The sequence below is a fragment of the Demequina flava genome, from assembly GCF_000975035.1.
Lineage (GTDB): Bacteria > Actinomycetota > Actinomycetes > Actinomycetales > Demequinaceae > Demequina > Demequina flava.
On the sequence record NZ_BBRA01000001.1, the window covers coordinates 426,004 to 446,615 of the forward strand.

15 protein-coding genes and 1 other RNA gene are annotated in these 20,612 nt (G+C 64.7%); 7 read left to right on the forward strand and 9 right to left on the reverse strand.

Annotation, left to right across the window (positions count from 1 at the left end; all coding sequences use genetic code 11):
• The first annotated feature begins 29 nt into the window (after positions 1-29).
• From AOP74_RS02065 to AOP74_RS02075, 3 genes are all read left to right on the forward strand, one after another.
• The gene (locus AOP74_RS02065; RefSeq protein WP_061960679.1) at positions 30-2,423 is read left to right on the forward strand and encodes an InlB B-repeat-containing protein; all 2,394 of its coding nucleotides are present in this window, start codon (positions 30-32) and stop codon (positions 2,421-2,423) included.
• 198 nt (positions 2,424-2,621) lie between these two features.
• Complete coding sequence (locus tag AOP74_RS02070) at positions 2,622-3,695, forward strand: fatty acid desaturase family protein (protein WP_082095944.1); 1,074 nt, start codon at positions 2,622-2,624, stop codon at positions 3,693-3,695.
• A 164-nt stretch (positions 3,696-3,859) separates the two neighbouring features.
• A complete protein-coding gene (locus AOP74_RS02075; protein WP_236683771.1) occupies positions 3,860-5,947 on the forward strand; it encodes a leucine-rich repeat protein in 2,088 nt (695 codons plus the stop codon).
• A gap of 1 nt (position 5,948) precedes the next feature.
• On the opposite strand, the gene AOP74_RS02080 is transcribed toward AOP74_RS02075, so the two are convergent.
• The 3 genes from AOP74_RS02080 to AOP74_RS02090 all read right to left on the reverse strand — a co-directional run bounded on the left by AOP74_RS02080 (position 5,949) and on the right by AOP74_RS02090 (position 8,057).
• A complete protein-coding gene (locus AOP74_RS02080; protein WP_061960681.1) occupies positions 5,949-6,905 on the reverse strand; it encodes an aldo/keto reductase in 957 nt (318 codons plus the stop codon).
• A gap of 166 nt (positions 6,906-7,071) precedes the next feature.
• Positions 7,072-7,439, reverse strand: a transfer-messenger RNA (tmRNA) gene (gene ssrA, locus AOP74_RS02085).
• 54 nt (positions 7,440-7,493) lie between these two features.
• Complete coding sequence (locus AOP74_RS02090) at positions 7,494-8,057, reverse strand: TetR/AcrR family transcriptional regulator (protein ID WP_061960682.1); 564 nt, start codon at positions 8,055-8,057, stop codon at positions 7,494-7,496.
• A gap of 139 nt (positions 8,058-8,196) precedes the next feature.
• Between AOP74_RS02090 and AOP74_RS02095 the strand changes: the two genes are divergently transcribed.
• The 3 genes from AOP74_RS02095 to AOP74_RS02105 all read left to right on the forward strand — a co-directional run bounded on the left by AOP74_RS02095 (position 8,197) and on the right by AOP74_RS02105 (position 13,727).
• Positions 8,197-10,809 (forward strand): MMPL family transporter, encoded by a 2,613-nt coding sequence (locus AOP74_RS02095; RefSeq protein ID WP_061960683.1) that lies wholly within the window; start codon positions 8,197-8,199, stop codon positions 10,807-10,809.
• 109 nt (positions 10,810-10,918) lie between these two features.
• The gene (locus AOP74_RS02100; RefSeq protein ID WP_061960684.1) at positions 10,919-11,881 is read left to right on the forward strand and encodes a serine hydrolase domain-containing protein; all 963 of its coding nucleotides are present in this window, start codon (positions 10,919-10,921) and stop codon (positions 11,879-11,881) included.
• Positions 11,882-11,954: 73 nt separating this feature from the next.
• The gene (locus AOP74_RS02105) at positions 11,955-13,727 is read left to right on the forward strand and encodes an HNH endonuclease signature motif containing protein (protein WP_061960685.1); all 1,773 of its coding nucleotides are present in this window, start codon (positions 11,955-11,957) and stop codon (positions 13,725-13,727) included.
• 108 nt (positions 13,728-13,835) lie between these two features.
• Here AOP74_RS02105 and AOP74_RS02110 read toward each other — a convergent pair whose 3' ends face one another.
• From AOP74_RS02110 to ftsE, 5 genes are all read right to left on the reverse strand, one after another.
• Complete coding sequence (locus AOP74_RS02110; RefSeq protein ID WP_061960686.1) at positions 13,836-14,885, reverse strand: formate/nitrite transporter family protein; 1,050 nt, start codon at positions 14,883-14,885, stop codon at positions 13,836-13,838.
• 178 nt (positions 14,886-15,063) lie between these two features.
• Positions 15,064-15,528 (reverse strand): SsrA-binding protein SmpB, encoded by a 465-nt coding sequence (gene smpB, locus AOP74_RS02115; RefSeq protein WP_061960687.1) that lies wholly within the window; start codon positions 15,526-15,528, stop codon positions 15,064-15,066.
• Positions 15,529-15,679: 151 nt separating this feature from the next.
• Positions 15,680-17,149, reverse strand: coding sequence for a M23 family metallopeptidase (locus AOP74_RS02120; RefSeq protein ID WP_061960688.1), 1,470 nt, complete (start codon positions 17,147-17,149; stop codon positions 15,680-15,682).
• Positions 17,146-18,057, reverse strand: coding sequence for a permease-like cell division protein FtsX (gene ftsX / locus AOP74_RS02125; protein ID WP_061960689.1), 912 nt, complete (start codon positions 18,055-18,057; stop codon positions 17,146-17,148). Before ftsX ends, AOP74_RS02120 begins: the two co-directional genes overlap by 4 nt.
• Complete coding sequence (ftsE, locus tag AOP74_RS02130) at positions 18,057-18,749, reverse strand: cell division ATP-binding protein FtsE (protein WP_061960690.1); 693 nt, start codon at positions 18,747-18,749, stop codon at positions 18,057-18,059. The genes ftsX and ftsE overlap by 1 nt, the downstream gene beginning before the upstream one ends.
• A 201-nt stretch (positions 18,750-18,950) precedes the next feature.
• Here ftsE and AOP74_RS02135 point away from each other — a divergent pair, with 201 nt between their 5' ends.
• On the forward strand, positions 18,951-19,376 hold the full coding sequence (locus AOP74_RS02135; RefSeq protein ID WP_061960691.1) for a DUF1801 domain-containing protein: 426 nt from the start codon (positions 18,951-18,953) through the stop codon (positions 19,374-19,376).
• A 61-nt stretch (positions 19,377-19,437) separates the two neighbouring features.
• Here AOP74_RS02135 and prfB read toward each other — a convergent pair whose 3' ends face one another.
• Entirely contained in the window at positions 19,438-20,550 is a 1,113-nt protein-coding gene (prfB, locus tag AOP74_RS02140) for a peptide chain release factor 2 (RefSeq protein ID WP_061960692.1), read from the reverse strand.
• Positions 20,551-20,612: the final 62 nt, after the last annotated feature.

A 20,612-nucleotide genomic window follows, 5' to 3' on the forward strand; every position in this document is an offset into this window, starting at 1 on the left:
GGCATCCCCGTCGACGCTGAGGAGCAATCGTGCGCATTCGAAAACCCATCGCCTCTGTGATTGTCGCCGCCTTGGTGGCCACCGCGGCCGCACTTGGGCTGAGCGCGCCAGCCGCCGCCTGGACCACTTTTCCAACCGAGTCCGGGGACTGGCGGTACGTCTTCGACAACACCCAGGCCCGCATCACCGGATATTACGGTCCGGGCGGCTCAGTCGAAGTACCGGAGACCCTTGGCGGAAAGACGGTCGTGAGCATCTACAACCGTGCGATGTACCGCAAGGGCCTGACGAGCGTCGAACTCCCCGCGACAGTCACGTCGATTGGCACCGATGCATTCGCGGAAAACGACATCACCTACATCAACGTGCCCGCGAATCTCGTCACGATCCAATCAGGTGCGTTCGCCAGCAATCAGCTGGAACACATTGGCCTCGAAGTTGCGACCGGACTCGCCTACATCGGTAGCCAGGCGTTTATTAGCAACCACCTCGAGCAAGTCACCGTTCCGTCCAGTGTCCAGCGACTTGAAACCCGCGCGTTCGCACACAACCACCTCACCCAGTTCACGGTCGGCGGGGGCGCCATGGAGTACTTCTTCCCCTCCGCGTTTGAGGACCAAACCCGCAGAGGCGAACTCTTCGCCGATTGGCGCGATGCCGCCAGCGACGGCAACCACGTCGACCTCAACGATCGTTCAGTGTGGGAAAACCCCGGGCGTGACACCTACTACGCACACTACGTCGACGCCCACATCGTCACGTTTGACCCGCAGACCGGCAGCTCGGGCGACCGCTTCGAGTCGCACGTGCCCCTCGGCGGCACGGCGAGCGAGCCGTCAGCGCCCAGTCGCGCACACCACACGTTTAGCGGCTGGCACACGAACGCTAGCGCCGGCACAGAGTGGGATTTCGACGCCACCGTCACGGGTGACATGACGCTGTGGGCACAGTGGGCCCCCGTTGATTACAGCGTCACCTACGCCGGCGAGGGAGACGGGCTACCCGCCAGCGAGACCGTGACCTATCCGGGCGCAGCGAGCGAGCCGGCCGATCCCACTCGCGAGCACTACACCTTCACCGGCTGGGTCGACGACACGGAAAGCCCCTGGGACTTCGACGCGACCATCACCGCGGACACGACCCTCACCGCCACCTGGGACCCCCTGGACTACACGGTGTCCTTCGCGGGAGACGGGTCGGGAATCCCAGCCGACGCCACGGTCACCTACCCCGCCACAGTCGCTGAACCGGCAGATCCCAGCCGCGAGCACTACACCTTCACCGGCTGGGTCGACGACACGGGAAGCGCGTGGGACTTCGACACGACCGTCACCACAGACACCACCCTCACTGCCGCCTGGAGCGCGAACAGCTACGACGCGACCTTTGACTCCAAGGGCGGCAGTGATGTGCCAACTCACAGCGTTGTCTACCCGGGCACCATCGTCGAGCCCGCCGCCCCAACTCGAGACCACTACGCGTTTGGCGGCTGGGTGGGCGATGCCGACCAGCCCTGGGACTTTGACGCAACCATCACTGCCGACACCGCCCTCACCGCGACCTGGACTCCGCTGGACTACACGGTCGCATTTGATCCCGCACGCGGCACGCCAACTCCGGCGCAGACCATCACCTACCCGGGGACCGCCACCCTCCCCGCCGAACCCACCCGAACGCACTACGCCTTCTCCGGATGGGTCGGCGACACGGACAACCCCTGGGACTTCGACGCAACCGTCACTGCGGACACGACCGTCACCGCCACCTGGACCCCGAACGACTACACCCTGACGTTCGATCCTGGCAACGGAGAGGACCCCCACGTCGCGGTCGTGACATACCCGGAACCGGCCAACCCACCGACGAACCCATTCCTGAGTGGGCACACCTTCACCGGGTGGGTGGGATCCGATGGGTCGGCCTGGAACGCCGGCACTGCGGTCACCACCGACACCACCGTCACCGCGGTGTACACGGAGAACGTGCGCACGATCATCGCGCCGGCCCAGGTCGCCCTCGGTGACACCATCGAACTGTCTGGAAGCGGTTTCGATCCCGGCGAGCCCGTCGAGATTGAGCTTCACTCGACGCCGATGACCCTCGACACCGTGCGGGCCAGCGCGGCGGGTGACTTCAGCGCTAATGTCACCATTCCAACGAGCATCGCGCCCGGTTCGCATGAGCTCGTGTTGGTGTCAGCGTCGGGCACAGTGTCGAAGCCACTCACAGTTGACCCGGTCGAGCTAGAGGAGACTCCTGCCGACGGAGGCGGCGTGCCCGCCGACGACGCGGTGGAGCAGAGTTCCACACCAGGCTCCACTCTTCCGACGACGGGCCCGGAAGCCACCGCCGCATCGGCATGGTTCGCTGTCGTGCTCGCTCTCGCGGGCGCTGGCCTCATCGCTCTCAGGCGCCGCGCCTAAGCCCGTAAGGTGGCAGCGGACGGCGAGCCGTGCATCGGCCCTAGGAAGTTTCGCCGACCGAAGGCGTGACAAGTAACCTACGGTCGCGTAGGGTCGAGGCATCCGCACGGCGCGCGCTGTCGCTCGCTGGACAGTTTGCACCGTGCCAGTTCGACGGCTGGGAAGTCGTACGCCCCCTGTTTTTTGTTCTGGAGACGCATGACTCGCACGCCCAACGCTGGCACCGTGATGCCGCTAAACCACATCACCCACCGCTTTGCCGAACTCGCCGCAACGGTGCGCGACACCGGGCTCCTGCACCGCTCGTACGGCTTCTACGCAGGCTTTGGCGCCGCGCTCGTTCTCGCAATGGGCGGTGTCATCACCGGCATCATCCTGCTCGGCGACTCGTGGTTCCAGCTGCTGATGGCCGCCGCGCTGGGCATCGTGCTCACGCAGGTCGCATTTCTCGGTCACGAGGCCTCGCACCGCACGGTCTTTAAGTCGGGCCCTGCGAACGACCGCCTTGGCCGCGTGCTGTCCGCGCTGATTGTCGGCATCAGCCACCAGTGGTGGATGAACAAGCACTCGCGTCACCACGCCAACCCCAACAAGGTGGGCTCGGACCCAGACATCGAGACGGACACCATCTCGTTTGTTGACGAGGACGCCGCGAAGGCGCGCGGAATCGTGCGCTGGGTCACTCAGCGCCAGGGCTGGCTGTTCTTCCCGCTCCTCACCTTCGAGGGCCTGAACCTTCACTACCGCTCGGTGGTGTCGCTGTTCGCACAGGGCACGCGCAAGCAGCGCTGGACTGAGCTTCCGCTCATCGCAGCCCACTTCGCGCTGTACCTGGTGCCGCTGTTCATGTTCCTGCCGCTCGGGATGGCGTTCGCATTCATCGGCGTGCAGATGGCCGTGTTCGGGGTCTACATGGGTGCGTCGTTCGCGCCCAACCACAAGGGCATGGGCATTGTGCCCGCCGACGTGAAGATGGACTTCCTGTCTAAGCAGGTCCTCACCAGCCGCAACATCTCCGGCGGCTGGGCCATGAGCATCCTCACCGGCGGCCTGAACTACCAGATCGAGCACCACCTGTTCCCGAACATGGCGCGCCCCCACCTGGTTCGCACCCGCGAGATTGTCCGCGAGTACTGCGCCCAGCACGATGTCCCGTACACGGAGACCACGCTGATCGAGTCATACGCGATCGTCATCGAGTACCTCAACCGTGTGGGTCTCGCCGCGCGCGATCCCTTCGATTGCCCCGAGCGCGTCTCGATGGGCCGCTAAGACACTCCTCACTCCGCCGACACGGGCGGCCGCACTTGTTGCGGCCGCCCGTGTCGCGTTGACGGCTGACCCGCGCCCGGCCGCGCCCACTCCGATCACTTTCCGAGTGGACTCAGTCACACCGTATTGTTTACATACAGTCTTGTATGTACTCTGTTTTCGTGATGAATCGCCAGGACAACAAGCACACCACCTCCCTTCTCCGCCGCACCGCCGCCGCGATCGCGACAATCGCCCTCGCCTCGGCGGGCGCCGTCGCTGCCGCAACCCCGGCATCGGCCCTCACCGATGACACGTATTCGTTCACGTTCGAGGTCGTTGCAGGCGAAGCGCACGTGACCGGGTGCAACTACTCCTGCGCCACGCTCGTCGAGATTCCCGCGACCCTCTCTGAAGGCGGCTCGACCTACCCGGCTGTCGCCGTGGCAGATGGAGCATTCGAAGGCGAGTACATCCAGGAGCTCACGATCGCCGAAGGCGTGACCTCCATCGGGTTCGAGAGCTTTCGCAACAACCGAATCACGTCACTGACGTTTCCCTCAACGCTGACGAGCATCGGTGAAGGCGCGTTCAGGAGCAATTCGCTCACTGCGATAGTGATCCCCTCCGGCGTCCAGTCCATCGGCGAAGAGGCCTTCCGCGACCAGTGGGCGGATGACTCGACCCTGACCTTCGAGGAGCCGTCGACCGTGACGAGCATCGGAGAGTCCGCGTTCAGTTACGCCTCCTTGACCGGACGCCTTGAGATCCCCGACTCGGTCACGTCGCTCGGCGGATATGCGTTCTCAAGCAACAAGCTGACTGACGTGAGGTGGCCGGACGGCATCACGGCAATCCCCGAGGGCTTCATCAGCAACAACCCCTTGGGCGAGGGAGCGTCGTCGACTGTCGAGATCCCGTCCACGGTGACGTCGATCGGCAATTACGCATTCAACGGCGCACAGCTTGGTCCTACCGTTGTGCTGCCTCCCGGCCTCACGACCATGGGCTACGGGGCGTTCTCGATCAATGAGCTGGAGTCGATCACATTTCCCGATTCGCTCACGGAGATCCCGTCAGACTCGTTTTCGGAAAACCTCCTCACTGACGTCACGATTCCCAGCACAGTGACGTCAATCGGCTCCTTCGCGTTCGAGGACAATCCCCTCGAGACCTTCACGTTCCTTGGAGACGAACCCAGCGCGATCGGGAATCAGGCACTCGGCACCTACCACTTCTCGGGCACTCAGGAGCCGTACGAACGCGCAACGGTGATCTACGACATGGCGAGGAACGGTTTTGACTACCCTCGATGGGCTCCTTACACGTCTGGTCATGACGTCGTCGATGAGATCGACTACCCGACGTCACCCGTCGTGACGGTCTCCTTCGAGGCCGACGGCCATCCGGACACGCCCAGCGATCAGACCGTGGCCGTAGGCGGCTCACTCACCGAGCCCGCACCTCTCACCTCAACGGGCGAGGCCTTCCTAGGCTGGTCGACCGACCCCGAAGGCACCTCGATGTGGAACTTCACGGCGGACTCCGTCGACGGCCGCACCACGCTGTATGCGCAGTGGGACGTCGCCACGTATCCGGTGGTCTTCGAGTTGGGATACGGGAGCGGCGATGTGACAGTCAACGTCGAGCACGGCGATCTCGTGTCCGCTCCGGACGCGCCCTTTGTCCCCGGCCACCGCTTTGCCGAGTGGACGCTGGCGGGAGCGCCCGCGGACTTCACAGTCCCCGTCACCGAGGCGCTCACGTTCACGGCCGAGTATGACGTCAGCGTCTATAGCCTCACCGGGCCCGCTGAGGCCGCCCCTGGCGACACGATCTCTGTGACCGGCGAGGGCTTCGACCCGAATGAGGCCGTGGCGCTTGAGCTTCACTCCACGCCGGTATCGGTGGGGTCCACGACGGCCGATGCTGCGGGTACCTTCACCACCGACGTCACCATTCCGGCCGATGCTGCGGCAGGCTCCCATGACGTTGTCGCCTTGGGTGCGGCGGGCCAGGCGTCAGCACCGTTGACGCTCGTGGCGGCCGATGACCCCGACCCAGAGCCGGAGCCGTCTGCGTCCACGTCGCCCACCGCGTCACCGGAACCGTCCCCTGCCCCCAGCACCACGGCATCGGCCGAATCCAATGATGGGACCGCAGGGCCCAGCCTCCCGGTCACCGGCGCGAGCGGCTCGGCGTGGCTTGTGGGTGGCGCTGCGGCGTTGGTGTTCCTCGGGTTCGGGATCCTGATCGCCCGACGGCACTTCTAGGTCAGGCGGGGAACAACGACTCGATCAGGCCCACCTGGTCGGGGCTTGGGCGCCAGTGGGCCGAGTCTGCGTTCTGGCGCACTTGCTCGGGTCGGGTCGCACCGGCGATGACCGAGGAGACCACGGCACGCGACAGGAACCAGCCAAGCGTGGCCTGGAGCATCGTCACACCCCAGTCATCGCATAGCGCCTGGTATGCCTCCATGGCGTCCCAGTCGGCGTTCTGCGCAATCTGGGGGCGAATCTTGGCGATACGGGAATCCGCAGGCATGTCCGTGCGAGTGAACTTGCCGGTGAAGAGTCCGTTGGCAAGCGGGAAGAAAGGCAGGAAGCCAGCGTTGATGTCGTGCGCGGCGGACAAGCGGCCATCGTTCTCGACGCCGCGGGCGATCAGGCTGAGCTCGTCCTGACTCGACGCAATGCCGGGGATTGAGCGCTCGTGGACCGCAGCATCGGCCTCCCGCAGTTGGCTTGCCGTGAACTGGGAGACGCCATACGCACGAATCTTGCCCTCCTCCACGAGTTCCGCGAGCGCGCCGAGCGTCTCTCCGACGGGGACGGCCGGGTCCGGCTGGTGCTGCTGGAACAGGTCGATGTGGTCGGTCTGCAACCGCTCAAGGGATGCCTCACACGCGGCGCGGAGGTATGCGGGCGAGCCCTTTGCGCCGAGCTCGTCAAGCGGCGTGGGCACCTCGGTGAAGCCAAACTTTGTGGCCAGGACGACCTCGTCGCGGCGCCCCTTGAGCGCCTCGCCCATCAGGGTCTCACTGAGGCCCCACTGGCCGCCGTAAAGGTCGGCGGTATCGAGGAAGGTCACACCCGCGTCCAGGGCCGCGTGCAGAACCGCGTTGGTGCCCTCCTGCGTCTGGGAGACAGTGCCTTCACGGCCGAAGTTATTACAGCCAAGGCCCATCGCGGAAACGGTGAACGGGGCGGATCCAAGTCGTCGTTGTTCCATGACGTCAACCGTAACCCCGTGCCCGGCAAATGGCGCCAACTCTCTGTTTCGCGCGCTGAGACCGAGCGATAGAGCCAGGTGCGCGAAAAGCGGTAGGCACACGAAAGGCCGCCGGCGCTCCGAAGAGGAGCGACGGCGGCCTTTCGGTCACCAAACAGGGAGATAAACGTGGAGATGGCGGGAATCGAACCCGCGTCCGCATGTACGACGACAGGTATTCTCCGGGCGCAGTCTGAAATAACAGTGTCTCGGACCCGCACGACCTTCAGACAGGCTGTGCGATAGCCCCAGTTACCTAAGAGTCCCGAGCGGCCCGGTAACGAGGCCACTCAGCAAGTTCCCTAGATGACGTCAGGGACCAGGACGGGAACTAGCCTGGGCTGACGGACTTCGAGGCTCGCTTAAGCAGCGAGGGCGAAGTCGGTGCGCTTGTTATCGGCACCTATTGGTTTGTCACGAGCGTTAACGAGATAACGTGACGTCCTCGGCCCGCTTCCCCTGAGGAAAGCACACACGTCGAAACCGATCATCCCCTGTGCAGTTATCCCTCTAGTGTACGGGAGGGACTGACACGCGACTAGCCCCTGACTAGCTGGTGACTACCGTGTCTCGCGACGGACCCTGAATCACCCACCAGATCCACTCGGCCGCAGTCGCTACGTCAGGTCGCGGGCTCATCTTCAGCCACGACGCCACCACGCCACCGATCAGACCCGCCATGCCCGCCGCGAGCACCTCGTCGGGCATCACGCGCCCGTCAGGCATGTGATCGTGGGCCGTCTGCGCGACGGCGGACTGAATCTCGGCACGCAAGCGCGCCAACACCGCTCCGTAACCGGGTTCCGTGAACACCCTGCGGTAGAGCTCCGCATGCGCGTCGATGTGGGTCAGAAAGGTGACGAGCGCTTCAGGCGGGCGGCCCGAGAGAACCTCGATATCACCCAGCTGGGCACCGGCCTCCGACGCCACCAAGTCGAGCGCGTCCGCCAGGAGCGTTTCCTTGTCGGAGTAGTGCTGGTAGAACGTTGTGCGGTTGACACCGGCACGCTCAGCAATGTCGCTGATCGTCACGTGGTCGATCCCACGCTCCCCCGCCAACGCGAACAACGCTTCCTGCAGGCGCCTCCGCGTGCGCACGATCCGAGCATCCATGCCCCTATTGTGCCGGGCCGATGCTGGATCCACCAAGCAATAACCGACAAGTGTCGTTTTTCTTGAGTTGGGGCAGTTACACTTGCCGGAGGCACCGTCGCCCGTCCCCTTGACTCACCACCTGTGAAAGGCATTGCACGTGGCAAATTTCCTGTTCAAATTGGGGCGCTCCAGCGCGAGTCGCCCCTTCGTCGCGATCATCGCATGGATTATTGCGCTCGCAGCAAGTGCTGGCGCATTCCTCAGCTTTGGCGGCACACTCACCGACTCCTTCTCCATCCCGGGCACGGCCACTCAGGAAGTGACCGACCAGCTCTCGACAGAGATCCCCGAGGCCGCCGGTGCTACCGCTCGCGTGGTCTTCCAAACGGAGGACGACAGCGAGTTCACGTCTGAGCAGCAGGAAGAGATCTCCGCGACGCTGACCGAGGTTGGCGAACTCGACTCGGTTTCCGGCACCATCGACCCGTTCGCGACCGAGGCCGAGCTCGAGGCTCAGGGCGAGGAACTGTCCGGCGGCCTTGACCAAATCGATGAGGCACGCGCGGAGCTCGCCGCCGGCCAGGACGAGGTCGACGCTGGCATTGCTGAGGCTGAAGCGGGCCAAGAGCAGCTCGACGCGGGCCAGGCAGAACTCGACGCCGCAATCGAGCAGGCACAGGACGCCGGCGTCTACGAGGCCGGCAAGGCACAGTTTGACGCCCAGCAGGCCGAGATTGATGCTCAGCAGGAGGCCATCAACGAGGGCCTCGCTGAGGTGCAGGCCGCACAGCAGCAGATCGACGAGGGCTACGCCGAACTCGAGACAAACGAAGAGCAGCTGAACCTCGGGCAACAGCTTTACGACAACGCGTCGACCATCAGCACAATCTCCGACGACGGCACCACCGCCCTTGCGGCAGTGTCGTTCAACGACGACCTCCTGAACCTCGCCCAAGAGGACAAGGACGAGGTCATCGACCTCATCGATAGCGCCGACATTGACGGCGTCACGGCCTTCTACTCCACGGAGCTTGCCCAGGAAATCGACGGCATTCTTGGCGTAGGCGAGATCGTGGGTGTGTTCCTTGCACTCGTCGTGCTGTTCGTCATGATGCGCACCGCTTGGCCGGCGGTTACGCCGATTCTGACCTCGATGATCGGCGTGGGCGTGGGTGTCGCCGCGTCTCTCTCGCTGTCGGGCACAATCTCCATGTCGTCCGTGACGCCCGTGCTCGGTGTGATGCTGGGACTCGCGGTCGGTATCGACTACGCGCTGTTCATCATCAACCGTCACCGCATCAACTTGAAGCGGGGGATGGACGTCAAGGAGTCCATCGGCCTCGCGAACGGGACGGCGGGCAACGCTGTGGTGTTCGCAGGATCCACGGTGCTGATCGCACTGTTGGCCCTCAACGTCACCGGGATTCCGTTCATTGGAGTGATGGGCAACGTTGCCGCCTTCTGCGTGTTCATCGCAGTTGCCGTGGCCGTGACCCTCGTGCCCGCAGTTCTGGGCCTCGTCGGAATGCGCGCGATCTCGAAGAAGTCGCGCGGACGCGCCGGAACGCCTGAAGAGGCCGAGGCGCCGTTCGTTCCCATGAAGACGGGCAAGGCGTGGTTGCGCGTCGTCTCGGGCGTGCTCCTGCTGGGAATCGTCGCGATTCCCGCAGCAAGCATGCGACTGGGACTTCCCGGCGGCGACCAGGAACTTCCTGACTCCACCGCCTATAAGGCCTACACCGCCATTGACGAGAAGTTCGGCGAAGGCCTGAACGGGTCACTCGTGGTGACGGCAGACCTGCCCGAGCCCATCAGCGAGGACGACCTACTGGCCACGCAGGTGGACATCGAGAACCGCCTCATGGAGTTCGATGACGTCACTGCCGTGACGCCCGCCGGATCCTCGGAGGACCTCGACTACCTCGCGTTCCAGGTGGTGCCGGCCGAAGGCCCCAACGCCGAATCGACTGAGACACTCGTTCACGACATCCGCGCAATCTCGCCGCTCGATGACGGCACCGAGATCGGTGTCGCTGGTACGGCCTCCGGAAACATCGACATTTCTGAGAAGCTCGCGGACGCGCTCCCGATCTACCTCGCGGTGGTCGTGGGTCTGTCGCTCATCATCCTCATCGTGGTGTTCCGCTCCCTGGTGGTGCCGCTCATCGCAACCCTGGGCTTTGTGCTCAGCCTGTTTGCCGCGTTGGGTGCCGTCACCGCGGTCTACCAGTGGGGCTGGCTGTCAGACATCTTCGGCGTTCACGCGCCGGGGCCCATCCTGAGCTTCCTGCCCATCCTGCTGACCGGAATCCTGTTCGGTCTCGCAATGGACTACCAGCTCTTCATCACCTCGGGCATGCGCGAGGCATACGTCCACGGCAACAACGCCCGCGAGTCCGTGGTTGCAGGTATGCGCCATGGTCGTGCAGTGGTGACGGCGGCAGCGATCATCATGGCGTCGGTGTTCGGAGGATTCATCTTCTCCCACCTGACGATGATCAGGCCCATGGGCTTCGGCCTCGCGATTGGTGTGCTCTTCGACGCCTTCGTGGTGCGCATGTACATCATGCCGGCGCTCATGACGCTCGTCGGCGAAGGCGCATGGTGGCTGCCCAAGTGGCTCGACCGCATCGTCCCCAACGTCGACGTCGAGGGCTCCTCGCTCGAGCGCGAGCACCCGGCACCTGCCGCCGTGACCGCCTCGGGCGCTGACCCCGCGCCCGGTGCCACCGAGGACTCCTCCCCCGAGTCAAAGGACAGCGACAAGTAGTCGTAACCCGAGCATCGGCCCTGAACGCCCGGTCTGCCCACGGCAGGCCGGGCGTTTGTGCGTGTGGTGAGTGTGGCATCGGCCCTCCTGATCGTTAGGGTCTTGGGTTATGGACGACATCCTCGCCAGCGTGCGCGACCTCATCCCCGACCGCCACGAGCGGGTCTTCATCGCTGTTGCGAAGGACGGGCAGACCGCGCACCGGTACTTTGGGGCGCCCGAGGGCAGCGATGGCGAGCTGGGGTCGATCACGAAGGGGCTGACGGGCTTGCTGTATCAGCAGGCGCTCGTTCGCGACGAGATCGACTCGGGGACACGGTTGGGCGACCTCTTGGACCTTGGAGAGTCGCCGGTGGGCGGACTCCTGCTTGGCGACGTGGCGATTCACCGGTCCGGCCTGCCCCGCCTGCCTGCGTTTGCGAAGGACAAGTCGATTGGCGCGCGCACCAAGGCGATGAAGCGGGACGGAACTGACCCCTACGGTGACTCGCTGGACGAGTGGTTGTCGTTTGCGCGTGCGACGCGGGTCAAGCGGGCACGCTTTCGCTACTCCAACCTGGGGTATTCGCTCTTGGGTCACGCGCTGGCGTCCGCCGCAGGGGCTCCGTATGCGGAGCTGCTGCAGTCGCGGGTGCTGACGCCTGTGGGCATGCACGATGCGTACGTGGCGAATGTACCGAATGACCTGCGAGCCGGGGCGCTCGCGGGGGTGTCGAAGCGGGGCGTAACGCAGTCGGCGTGGACGGGCGAGGGGATTGCGCCCGCCGGAATGGTCCGGGCTACGGGAGCGGATCTCGAGGCGCTAGTGCAGGGCCTGGCGGGGATCACCGAACTACCTGGGGCCGATGCTTTGGAGCCAATGGCGAAGGCGCAACCTCCGTCTTTGATTGGGTCCGCGTGGATGGTGACGCCTGCGCGTGGGCATACGGTGACGTGGCACAACGGGATGACGGGTGGGTTCGCGTCGTTTGTGGGGGCCGACCGCGATGCTGGCGTTGGCGTGGGGATCGTGTCCGCGATGGCTGCGGATGTGACGCACTACGGGTTTGCGGCGATTGACGCTCTGGCTTAGTGGCTTTTTGGTTTTTACCTGGGGTTTTGCGGGCTTCTCGTTCCGTGTCAGACCCTGGTGATTGACTATGGTCATGGACGCGACGACCGCACCTCCCGAGGCTCCCGGGCTCACGCCTGCGCAGCTGCGGGAGCGTGTGTTGACGTCGCTGTCTGGTCGTAGCGGCTTGTCTGCGGCGGAGGCCTCGGCGTTAGGTTCGCGGGGCCTGCTCGCCATGGCCGAGGCGCTGGGGACTGTGCGACGCGAGGTTGACACCATGCTCGCTGTTGTCGCCAATGCTCAAGCCGAGCTGTCCTCTGAGGCTGCGGGCGCTGATGGGCTGGCGCGTACGCAGGGGCACGGATCCACGCGCGGCATGGTGTCGAAGCAGACCGGCGGCACGCACCACGAAGCCGAGCGGCTGTTGCAGGTGGGTGCTGCGCTGGCGGAGGTGGAGCGGCGGGACTCTGATCGCTCTCAGCCGCGCGGTCCGGTCAGGGCGCCCGAGCGTGCCCCGGAGCCCGATGGTTTGCACTTCCCCCACGTCAGCGCCGCGATGCGCGACGCGATGATCAGCATCGATGCCGCGAACGCGATCACCCGCATGCTTGAAGCCGTTCACGGGCGGTGTCTGGACTCGGATTGGGTCGATGCCGAACGCACCCTCGTCGCCAAGGCTCAACTTCTGCCCTACGAGCAACTCATCCGAGTGATTCGCCGCTACCGCGACAGCCTCGATCAAGCTGGCGTTGAGGCGCGCGCGGAGGAGCAACGGCAAAAGCGCTACTTCATCATGAGCGAAGACAAGGACGGGATGCTCCTGCTCAATGGGCGTCTCGATCCCGAGAATGCCGCACCGTTGCGCGCTGCTGTCGATGGCATGGTCGCACATGGTTTCCGTATGCGCCGGCGTGAGCAAGAGCATGCGGGGACTGGCGCGCCTGTGTCCGAGGACCGGCGCACAGCAGGCCAGATGCGGGCCGATGCCCTGGGGACCTTCGCCCGGCATCTCCTCAAGTGTGAAGCGGAAGAATTGCCGCTGGCCGGTGTGCGTGTTGTGATCCGGATGTCGCTCGACGACCTGGTCAACGGTGGCGCGGCCCAGGTTGATGGCGCTGCGGGTGCAGTGTGTGCGGGCGATGCGCGGCGCATGGCTGCTTCCTCGGGGATTGTGCCGGTCGTGTTGGGCGGCAGGTCACAAGTTCTGGACCTTGGCCGCGAAGTGCGACTGTTCACTAAGGCTCAGAAACTCGCGCTCATCGAGCGCGATGGAGGATGCGCAAAGTGCGGCGCGCCACCGTCGTGGTGCGACGCTCATCACATTCGCTCATGGGCTGATGGCGGGGGCACTGACCTTTCCAACGGCGTGATGCTCTGCGTGCGATGTCATCACGATGTTCATCGCCAATCGTGGGGAATCCGGGCGACACCAGACGAGGTGTGGTTCACTCCCCCGGCATCCATCGATCCGCAGCGGCGACCGTGTCCGGGCGGGAAGAAACTCTTCGGCGGGCCTGCGCCCAGCGCATTGGGTGAAGACCGCGCGGTGGGTGCGAGCGGCTCTGTGGCGTCCGGCAGTGGGCCTGAACCCGGCGGCGGGGCGGATCCCGGCGGCGGGGCGGATCCCGGCGGCGAGGTCGACTCTCGTGGTGACGTGGATCGCGGCGGTGGTTCAAAACCCGGCGGCCGGTCGGCTCCGCGTCAAAACTGGCGATGTGAGGCTCGGGCGATGAGCATGGCAGTGTCAGGTCCCGAGGTCGACCAATCAACGTCGGGATGGCGGTACGTGGGTCCGCTTGACTGTCACCGTGATACTCGGATGCGCGCCGAGCGCAGCCGATTCTCGGAGAAGTCTGCCGGCACGTAGTCGATACCGACGTAGTTCCGGGGTCCGTAGCTAGGGGTTCGCGGTCCGCAATCTGCGTTCCAACGTCACCGGGGCGACCTCACGCCGGCGATAGCTCGGAAAGACCTCTCAGTCTTGCTGGAACTTCGCGACTGGAGCTGGTGCCGACGCTCCCGAGGCCGCGCGCGTCGCGCTTTGGCCCTGAGGTTGCGCCTCGACCTGGCTCTGGTGTTGGGCTTGTTGCTGGGCTGCGGTCTGGGCCTGGCGCTGGGGCTGGGGCTGGCACTCGGCGAACTTGTCCGCGAACCTGCCGTCGTCATTCAACGGCACGCGCTGTTCCTTTGTGTCCAGGGTTGGCGCAGCTGCGTCGCGGTCGATATCCGAGCCATCGGCCTCGTTTTGGCCCTGCGGACCAGAGATGAAGAGGTACCCCATGCCGATGACGACCATTCCGCCCACGAGGTTGCCGAGCCCGACCCAAAGCATCGATGTTGCGAAAGCCCCGAGGGATACGGACACAGTTCCCGCGCCCAAGATCCCCAAACCGTAAATCGTCATGTTCGCGACCACGTGCTCAAATCCCGAGGCGATAAACGCGAACACACCCCAAAACAGAATGATGGCCTTCGCAGACTCACTTCGTAGACGGGACGCCGACCAGATCGCACCGCACACGAGGATGTTGCACATCACACCACCAAAGAACATCTCCGCTGGCGTGTGTGCCATCTTCGATGTCAAAGTGCCGTCGAGCATCGCCTCGGTCGCAGCGTTGTGGAACATCCCCGACTGAATCAGAACCCAGGCCAACGCGAGTGAGCCGATCAAGTTGCCAACAAAGATGAACAGCAATGTCCATATTGCCGACCACCACGAGATCACCCTGCGGAACGCCCCCAACGGCAACGCCATCATGGCGGACGTCGCGAGCTGGGCTCCGGCGAAAACGACAAACGTCAGCGCTACAGCGAACACCGCACCGGAAACGAGTTTGGTTGCTGGAGAGTCTGACGCAAAGAAGGGGCCAGCCGCCGAGAACATGACGTAGACGCCAGTCCCAATCCACAGGCCCGCCATCATCGCGGACGCAAGGAATCGCCAGGGGTGGCTACGGGCCATCGCAACTTTGGAGGCAGCGTCGTCAGCTTGCACGGAGACGTTTTCGGGGAGGGATTTCACACTGCCACGTTAAGCCGCGAAAGGCGCTGACAGCGGGGCCTTTGGTCCCTTGGGCGCTGGGGTAGGTCCTGACGCGCGGGCGTGTGCGCGACGCGTTGCTCGACCTGGCAGCGCAGGTATCAATGGCGCTGGGCTTCGCGAGTCGTGGCTGCGCACGTTTCTGTCGCGCTACGCCACGCTAGTCGTGACGGCGAAGGCTCATGGCGCGCTGAGCCTCGCGGGTGTCCTGCTGCTCACGCAGCGTCTGCCGCTTGTCGTAATGCTTCTTACCGCGGCCAATGCCGATCTCGATCTTGGCGCGACCCTTCACGAAGTACAGGCGAAGCGGCACGATCGTGAAGCCCTTTTCGCGCGTCTTGATCATGAGCTTGTCGATCTCAGCGTGGTGCAACAGCAACTTGCGCTTGCGACGCGGCGCGTGGTTGGTCCAGTTGCCCTGGGAGTACTCGGGGATGTGGACGTTGTCGAGCCACGCCTCACCGCCGTCGATGTACACGTAACCCTCGCCGATCGCCGCGCGACCCGCTCGCAACGCCTTGACTTCGGTTCCGCGCAAGACAAGTCCGGCCTCGAAGGTCTCGTCGATGAAGTAGTCGTGGCGCGCCGAACGGTTCGAAGCAACGATCTTCAACTCTTCAGGCATCTCACACCTCCTTCATCTCCGTGCGCCACGTTCGTGACGCGTCACCGCGGTTGCGATGCTGCTGGCTAGCATGCCGTGTCCCCTCCCCCAAGAAGGCCGCGCGAGCACGCAGCCCATCGTGGAGGGGCGAGGTACGAGTCTAGGCGATTCCTTAAGGAAGCACGCTCATCGGGTTCACGGTCCCGCCGTTGACGTACATCTCGAAGTGCAAGTGGCAGGCCGTCGACGTTCCCGTGGTGCCCGAGTAACCGAGCAGCTGTCCGCGGGAAACAGACTGGCCAGCGCTCACCGCGAAGCCCGAGAAGTGGTTGTAGCTGGTCATCACGGCATCGCCACCCACGTACCCGTGGTCGACCATCACCTGGTTTCCGAATCCGCCTGTGTACTTTGCCCAGGCAACCGTGCCGGAAGCCGCTGCATAAATTGGGGTGCCACAGTAGGCACGGAAGTCGGTTCCTGCGTGCAGGCGCCAGTAGCCCAGAACCGGGTGATAGCGCATGCCGTAGGAAGACGTGATGTGCACGTTGGAGGTGGGGTACGCCCAGAAGCTTGAACCGCCGCTCGATGCACCACCGGAGCTTCCGCTTGACCCCCCACTGGAGCCACTACTCGAGCCGTTCTCGGCCTCTTCCTTCGCGGCTTCCTCGGCAGCCTTTCGAGCAGCCTCAGCCTCCGCCTCGGACAAGCCCTCCTCGGCTGCGGCCTTCGCTGCCTCGGCAGCCTTTTGCTCCTGGTAGAGCGCGGCAACCTGGTCGCGGATCTGCTCCTGCAGCGCATCGTTCTCCTGCTGCTGGCGCACGAGCGTCGCGCGCTGCGACTCAAGGTCGGCCTTCACGGCCTCCTGTTCGACCACAAGCGCGTCCACTGCGTCGCGGGCGGCCTGCGCCTCTTCGCGCAAACCCTTGAGTTCAACGACCAGAGCGTCGGCCTCAACCTTCAGCTCCTCGATGTACTCGCGCACCGCCTCCTGGCGGGTTCCGCGGTTGCGGTTGACGGCCGCAATCTCTTCAAGTTCCGCAAGAGTGCTGGCCTGAACGCGCGATGCGGACTGTTGCGCGGAGTACTCATCCACGAACTCTCGCGCATCCGCCGCACCGAGCACGATGCTCAGCGAAGCGTTCAGCGACGTGCCCTTGTACTGCTGATAGGCAATGGCGGCAACGAGGGTTTCTAGTTCCTCGGTGCGCTCCTCGTCGGCCTCGATCTGCGCAGTGATGGCGCGGTCCTGCGCCTGAGCCGCCTCAAGCTTGTCAGCGACGATGCCCTGCTCCACCACGGCCGCGTCAACGGCAGCCTGCGCGGCAGCGAGTTCGTCCTCGAGCACCGCGAGTTCGTCGTTGAGCTCCTCGAGCTTGGCCTCGGTCTCGACGATGTCAGTGTCGGTCTCGTCGATCGCGGTATCAAGCATCGCGGCCTCGTCCTCGACGGAAGCCTTTTCGCCCTCGGCGTCGTCGATTGAAGATTGCGTGTCCTCAATCGCGTCTTCCTGCTCAGCGATCTCGTCTTCCCAGTCGGAGATCGACGCGCGCGCCGCCCCCGTCTGGCCCACGGCAATGCCGCCCAGGATCGCCGCGAGCAGCACGGCGGCGATGACGATGAACTCTCTGCGTAGTGACCTCATGCGCGCGTGTACCTCTTGAGCGTCAGTAGCGACGCGATCAGGGCCAGGCCCACCGCGGCAAGAATCAGCCAGGGAGCCACCGCCCACACGTCTTCGCGCCCCACGTAGTCAACCCACGCGACGGAGCCGGTGAGCCAGCCCTCGACGAAGTACTTCACCGCGAGCCACAGGCCCGCAATCGCCATGACAGCACCACCGGTTGCCGCTGCGGCGCCCTCGAGCATGAACGGCGCCTGAATCAGCGAGCGAGACGCACCGACCATGCGCATGATGTTGGTCTCACGCCTACGGCTCAGCGCGCTCAGGCGGATCGTCGTCGTAATCAGCAAGATCGCGGTCAGCATCATGACGCCGGCCAGGACGGCGGCGAGGATGGTCGCGGAGTTCAGCAGCGAGAACAGGTCATCGAAGACCTCTCGCTGGTCGTACACGGATTGGACGCCGGGCAACCCAGCCGTGGCATCGGCCACCACCTGGAACTGCTCGGGGTCGTGAAGCTTCACGCGCAGCACGGGAGCCAGGTCCTCGGGCTCAAGCTGCGCGTACACGCCGGAATCGTCGGCGGCGACGATGTTGTCGTAGACCTCTTCACGCGTCTCGACGTAGACGGATTCGACGCGGTCAGCGACGTTGCCCTCCTCGAGCACCGCCAGGATCTCGTCCTGCTGCACCGTCGTGACGGCGCCCTCGACGCAATTTTCCTCGAAGGCATCGGGCTGGCACAGGAAGATCGACACCTCGACCTGCCCGTACCAAGCGTCCTTCAGCTGCTGGACTTGCATCTGGGTGAGCGCAGCCGCGCCCACGAAGGTCAGCGACACGAACGTCACGAGCGCGACGGACAGCGCCATCGTGGAGTTGCGGCGCAGTCCATTCCAGACCTCGCCGGCGATAAACCTCAGCCGCATCAGACGGTCTCCAACCCGTAGACGCCGCGGTCCTGGTCGCGCACCAGCTGGCCGCCCTTGAGCTCGATGACGCGTTTGCGCATCTGGTCAACGATCTCGTCGTCGTGCGTGGCCATCAGCACAGTGGTGCCGGTGCGGTTAATGCGGTCAAGCAAGCGCATGATGCCCACGGACGTGCCGGGGTCCAGGTTTCCTGTCGGCTCATCGCACAGGAGGATCGGCGGGTGGTTCACGAATGCGCGCGCGATCGCGACACGCTGCTGCTCACCACCTGACAGTTCGTGTGGGAGGCGACGCTCCTTGCCGGCCAGTCCCACCAGTTCAAGCATCTCGGGCACAGTCGCCTTGACGTCACGACGCGACTTGCCGATCACCTCGAGCGCGAACGCGACGTTTTGGTACACCGTCTTGTTCGGCAGTAGGCGGAAGTCCTGGAACACGGTGCCGATCTCGCGGCGCAACTGCGGCACCCGCCAGTTGGAGAGGCGGTTGAGGTGGCGTCCGGCCACCCAAATGTCGCCGCTGGTGGGGCGCTCTTCGCGCAGCACGAGCTTCAGGAACGTCGTCTTGCCGGAGCCGGATGAGCCCACCAGGAAGACGAAGTCGCCGCGCTCGATCTCCACGTCAATTCCGTCCAGCGCGGGTCGCGCGCCGCGGGAATAGACCTTGGAGGCATTGTCGAATCGGATCATGGTTCACTTCCGCGCACGGGGTTCGGGTCGCACGCTGTACGCAAGCATCGTAAGAAGGGGTCAAGCACGGTCCCCGCAGGCGCGCCGCGCGTGTCCGTGTCACATTGTTCACACCTCAAGTACTTCCAGAGGGCCGATGCCGGGGAGACGCGGGCTGCCGTGTCACCTAGTGTCGGGTGAAGCGACGTGAGGAGACCGGGAATGGAACAGCCAGATTCGACCGCGCCAGTTCCGCCTGTACCTGCGGCGATCGAGGCGGTCATCGCTGACTACTCCGACGACGTCCGCGCTCGGATTCTTGAGCTCAGAGAACTCGTGTGGCACGTCGCCGCGACCGATCCGGGCGTTGGTGAGCTCCACGAGACTCTCAAATGGGGCCAGCCGAGTTACCTGACGACGTCGCCGCGCACGGGGACGACCGTGAGGATTGACCGGGTGAAGGGCAGCAATGACGTCGCGATCTTCACGCACTGTCAGACGAGTTTGGTCGGCGAATGCCGGGCGGAACACGGTGAGGTGTTCGATTACGACGGCACTCGCGCCGTGATTGTGAGGGCGCCTGAACCAGTGCCTGAGGCGGAGCTACGCGACCACGTCGCCGAGGCATTGCTGTATCACCGCAGGTAGAAGCCAACACAAGCCGGGGACGTTACCTAAGCCAGCATCGGCCCTATGAAGGCGCCGGAGGCTAGTCCTGCGCGACCTGCTGCTGCTTGCGCCAGCGAATACCGGCGTCGATGAGGCCGTCGAGGTCGCCGTCGAAGACGACCTGCGGGTTGCCGACCTCGTAGCCCGTGCGCAGGTCCTTGACGAGCTGCTGGCCGTAAAGGAAGTACGAGCGCATCTGGTCACCCCACGAGGCCTTGATGTCGCCCGCGAGTTCCTTTTTTTGCGCAGCTTCCTCTTCCTTCTTCTGAAGGAGCAGGCGCGACTGCAGCACGCGCATGGCGGCGGCACGGTTCTGGATCTGCGACTTCTCATCCTGCATCGACACGACGATGCCGGTGGGGAGGTGGGTGATGCGGACCGCAGAGTCGGTGGTGTTGACCGACTGGCCGCCGGGGCCCGATGAGCGGAACACATCGATCTTGAGGTCAGCCTCGGCCACCTCGACGTGGTCGGTGGACTCAATCTGCGGAATCACCTCGACGGCAGCGAAGCTGGTCTGGCGCTTATCCGCGGAACCAAAGGGGCTGATGCGCGCGAGGCGGTGCGTGCCGGCCTCAACCGAGAGAGTTCCGAACGCGTACGGGGTGTTGACCTCGAAGGTCGCGGACTTGATGCCGGCACCCTCCGCGTACGAGGTGTCGAGCACCTTGGTCGCGTAGCCGTGGCGCTCCGCCCAGCGCAGGTACATGCGCAGCAGCATCTCGGCGAAATCGGTTGCATCGTCGCCACCCGCGCCAGAGCGGATCGTGACGACGGCGTTGCGCTCGTCCCACTCCCCCGACATCAAGGTGCGGACCTCCATGGCCGACAGGTCCTTCTTCAAGACGTCGAGTTCGGCGTCTGCCTCAGCGAGGGTCTCCTCGTCTTCGCCCTCGGTACCGAGCTCGACGAGGACTTCGAGGTCCTCGATGCGGCGACGGAAAGTGTTGAGACGCTCGAGCTCGCCGTTGGCATTCGACAGAGCGCTGGTCACCGCCTGGGCGTTGTCCTGGTCATCCCACAGGTCCGGCGCTGACGCCTCGGTCTCAAGGGTGGCGATCTTGGCCTTGAGGGCGTCGGGGTCGCTTACGGCCTCGATCTGCGCGAAGGTCGCCTGAAGCGCGGACAGCTCTGCTGGGAAATCGGTAGCCACGACGGTCCAGTCTAGTCGGGATCACGCGGACGGCTCCGCGACGGCCTGGGCGCGTGCGATGG

Coding starts and splice junctions, on each gene's coding strand:
- AOP74_RS02070 (WP_082095944.1), top strand. CDS start 2,622: ATGACTCGCACGCCCAACGCTGGCACCGTGATGCCGCTAAACCACATC.
- AOP74_RS02075 (WP_236683771.1), top strand. CDS start 3,860: ATGAATCGCCAGGACAACAAGCACACCACCTCCCTTCTCCGCCGCACC.
- AOP74_RS02080 (WP_061960681.1), bottom strand. CDS start 6,905: ATGGAACAACGACGACTTGGATCCGCCCCGTTCACCGTTTCCGCGATG.
- AOP74_RS02090 (WP_061960682.1), bottom strand. CDS start 8,057: ATGGATGCTCGGATCGTGCGCACGCGGAGGCGCCTGCAGGAAGCGTTG.
- AOP74_RS02100 (WP_061960684.1), top strand. CDS start 10,919: ATGGACGACATCCTCGCCAGCGTGCGCGACCTCATCCCCGACCGCCAC.
- AOP74_RS02105 (WP_061960685.1), top strand. CDS start 11,955: ATGGACGCGACGACCGCACCTCCCGAGGCTCCCGGGCTCACGCCTGCG.
- smpB (WP_061960687.1), bottom strand. CDS start 15,528: ATGCCTGAAGAGTTGAAGATCGTTGCTTCGAACCGTTCGGCGCGCCAC.
- AOP74_RS02120 (WP_061960688.1), bottom strand. CDS start 17,149: ATGAGGTCACTACGCAGAGAGTTCATCGTCATCGCCGCCGTGCTGCTC.
- ftsX (WP_061960689.1), bottom strand. CDS start 18,057: ATGCGGCTGAGGTTTATCGCCGGCGAGGTCTGGAATGGACTGCGCCGC.
- ftsE (WP_061960690.1), bottom strand. CDS start 18,749: ATGATCCGATTCGACAATGCCTCCAAGGTCTATTCCCGCGGCGCGCGA.
- AOP74_RS02135 (WP_061960691.1), top strand. CDS start 18,951: ATGGAACAGCCAGATTCGACCGCGCCAGTTCCGCCTGTACCTGCGGCG.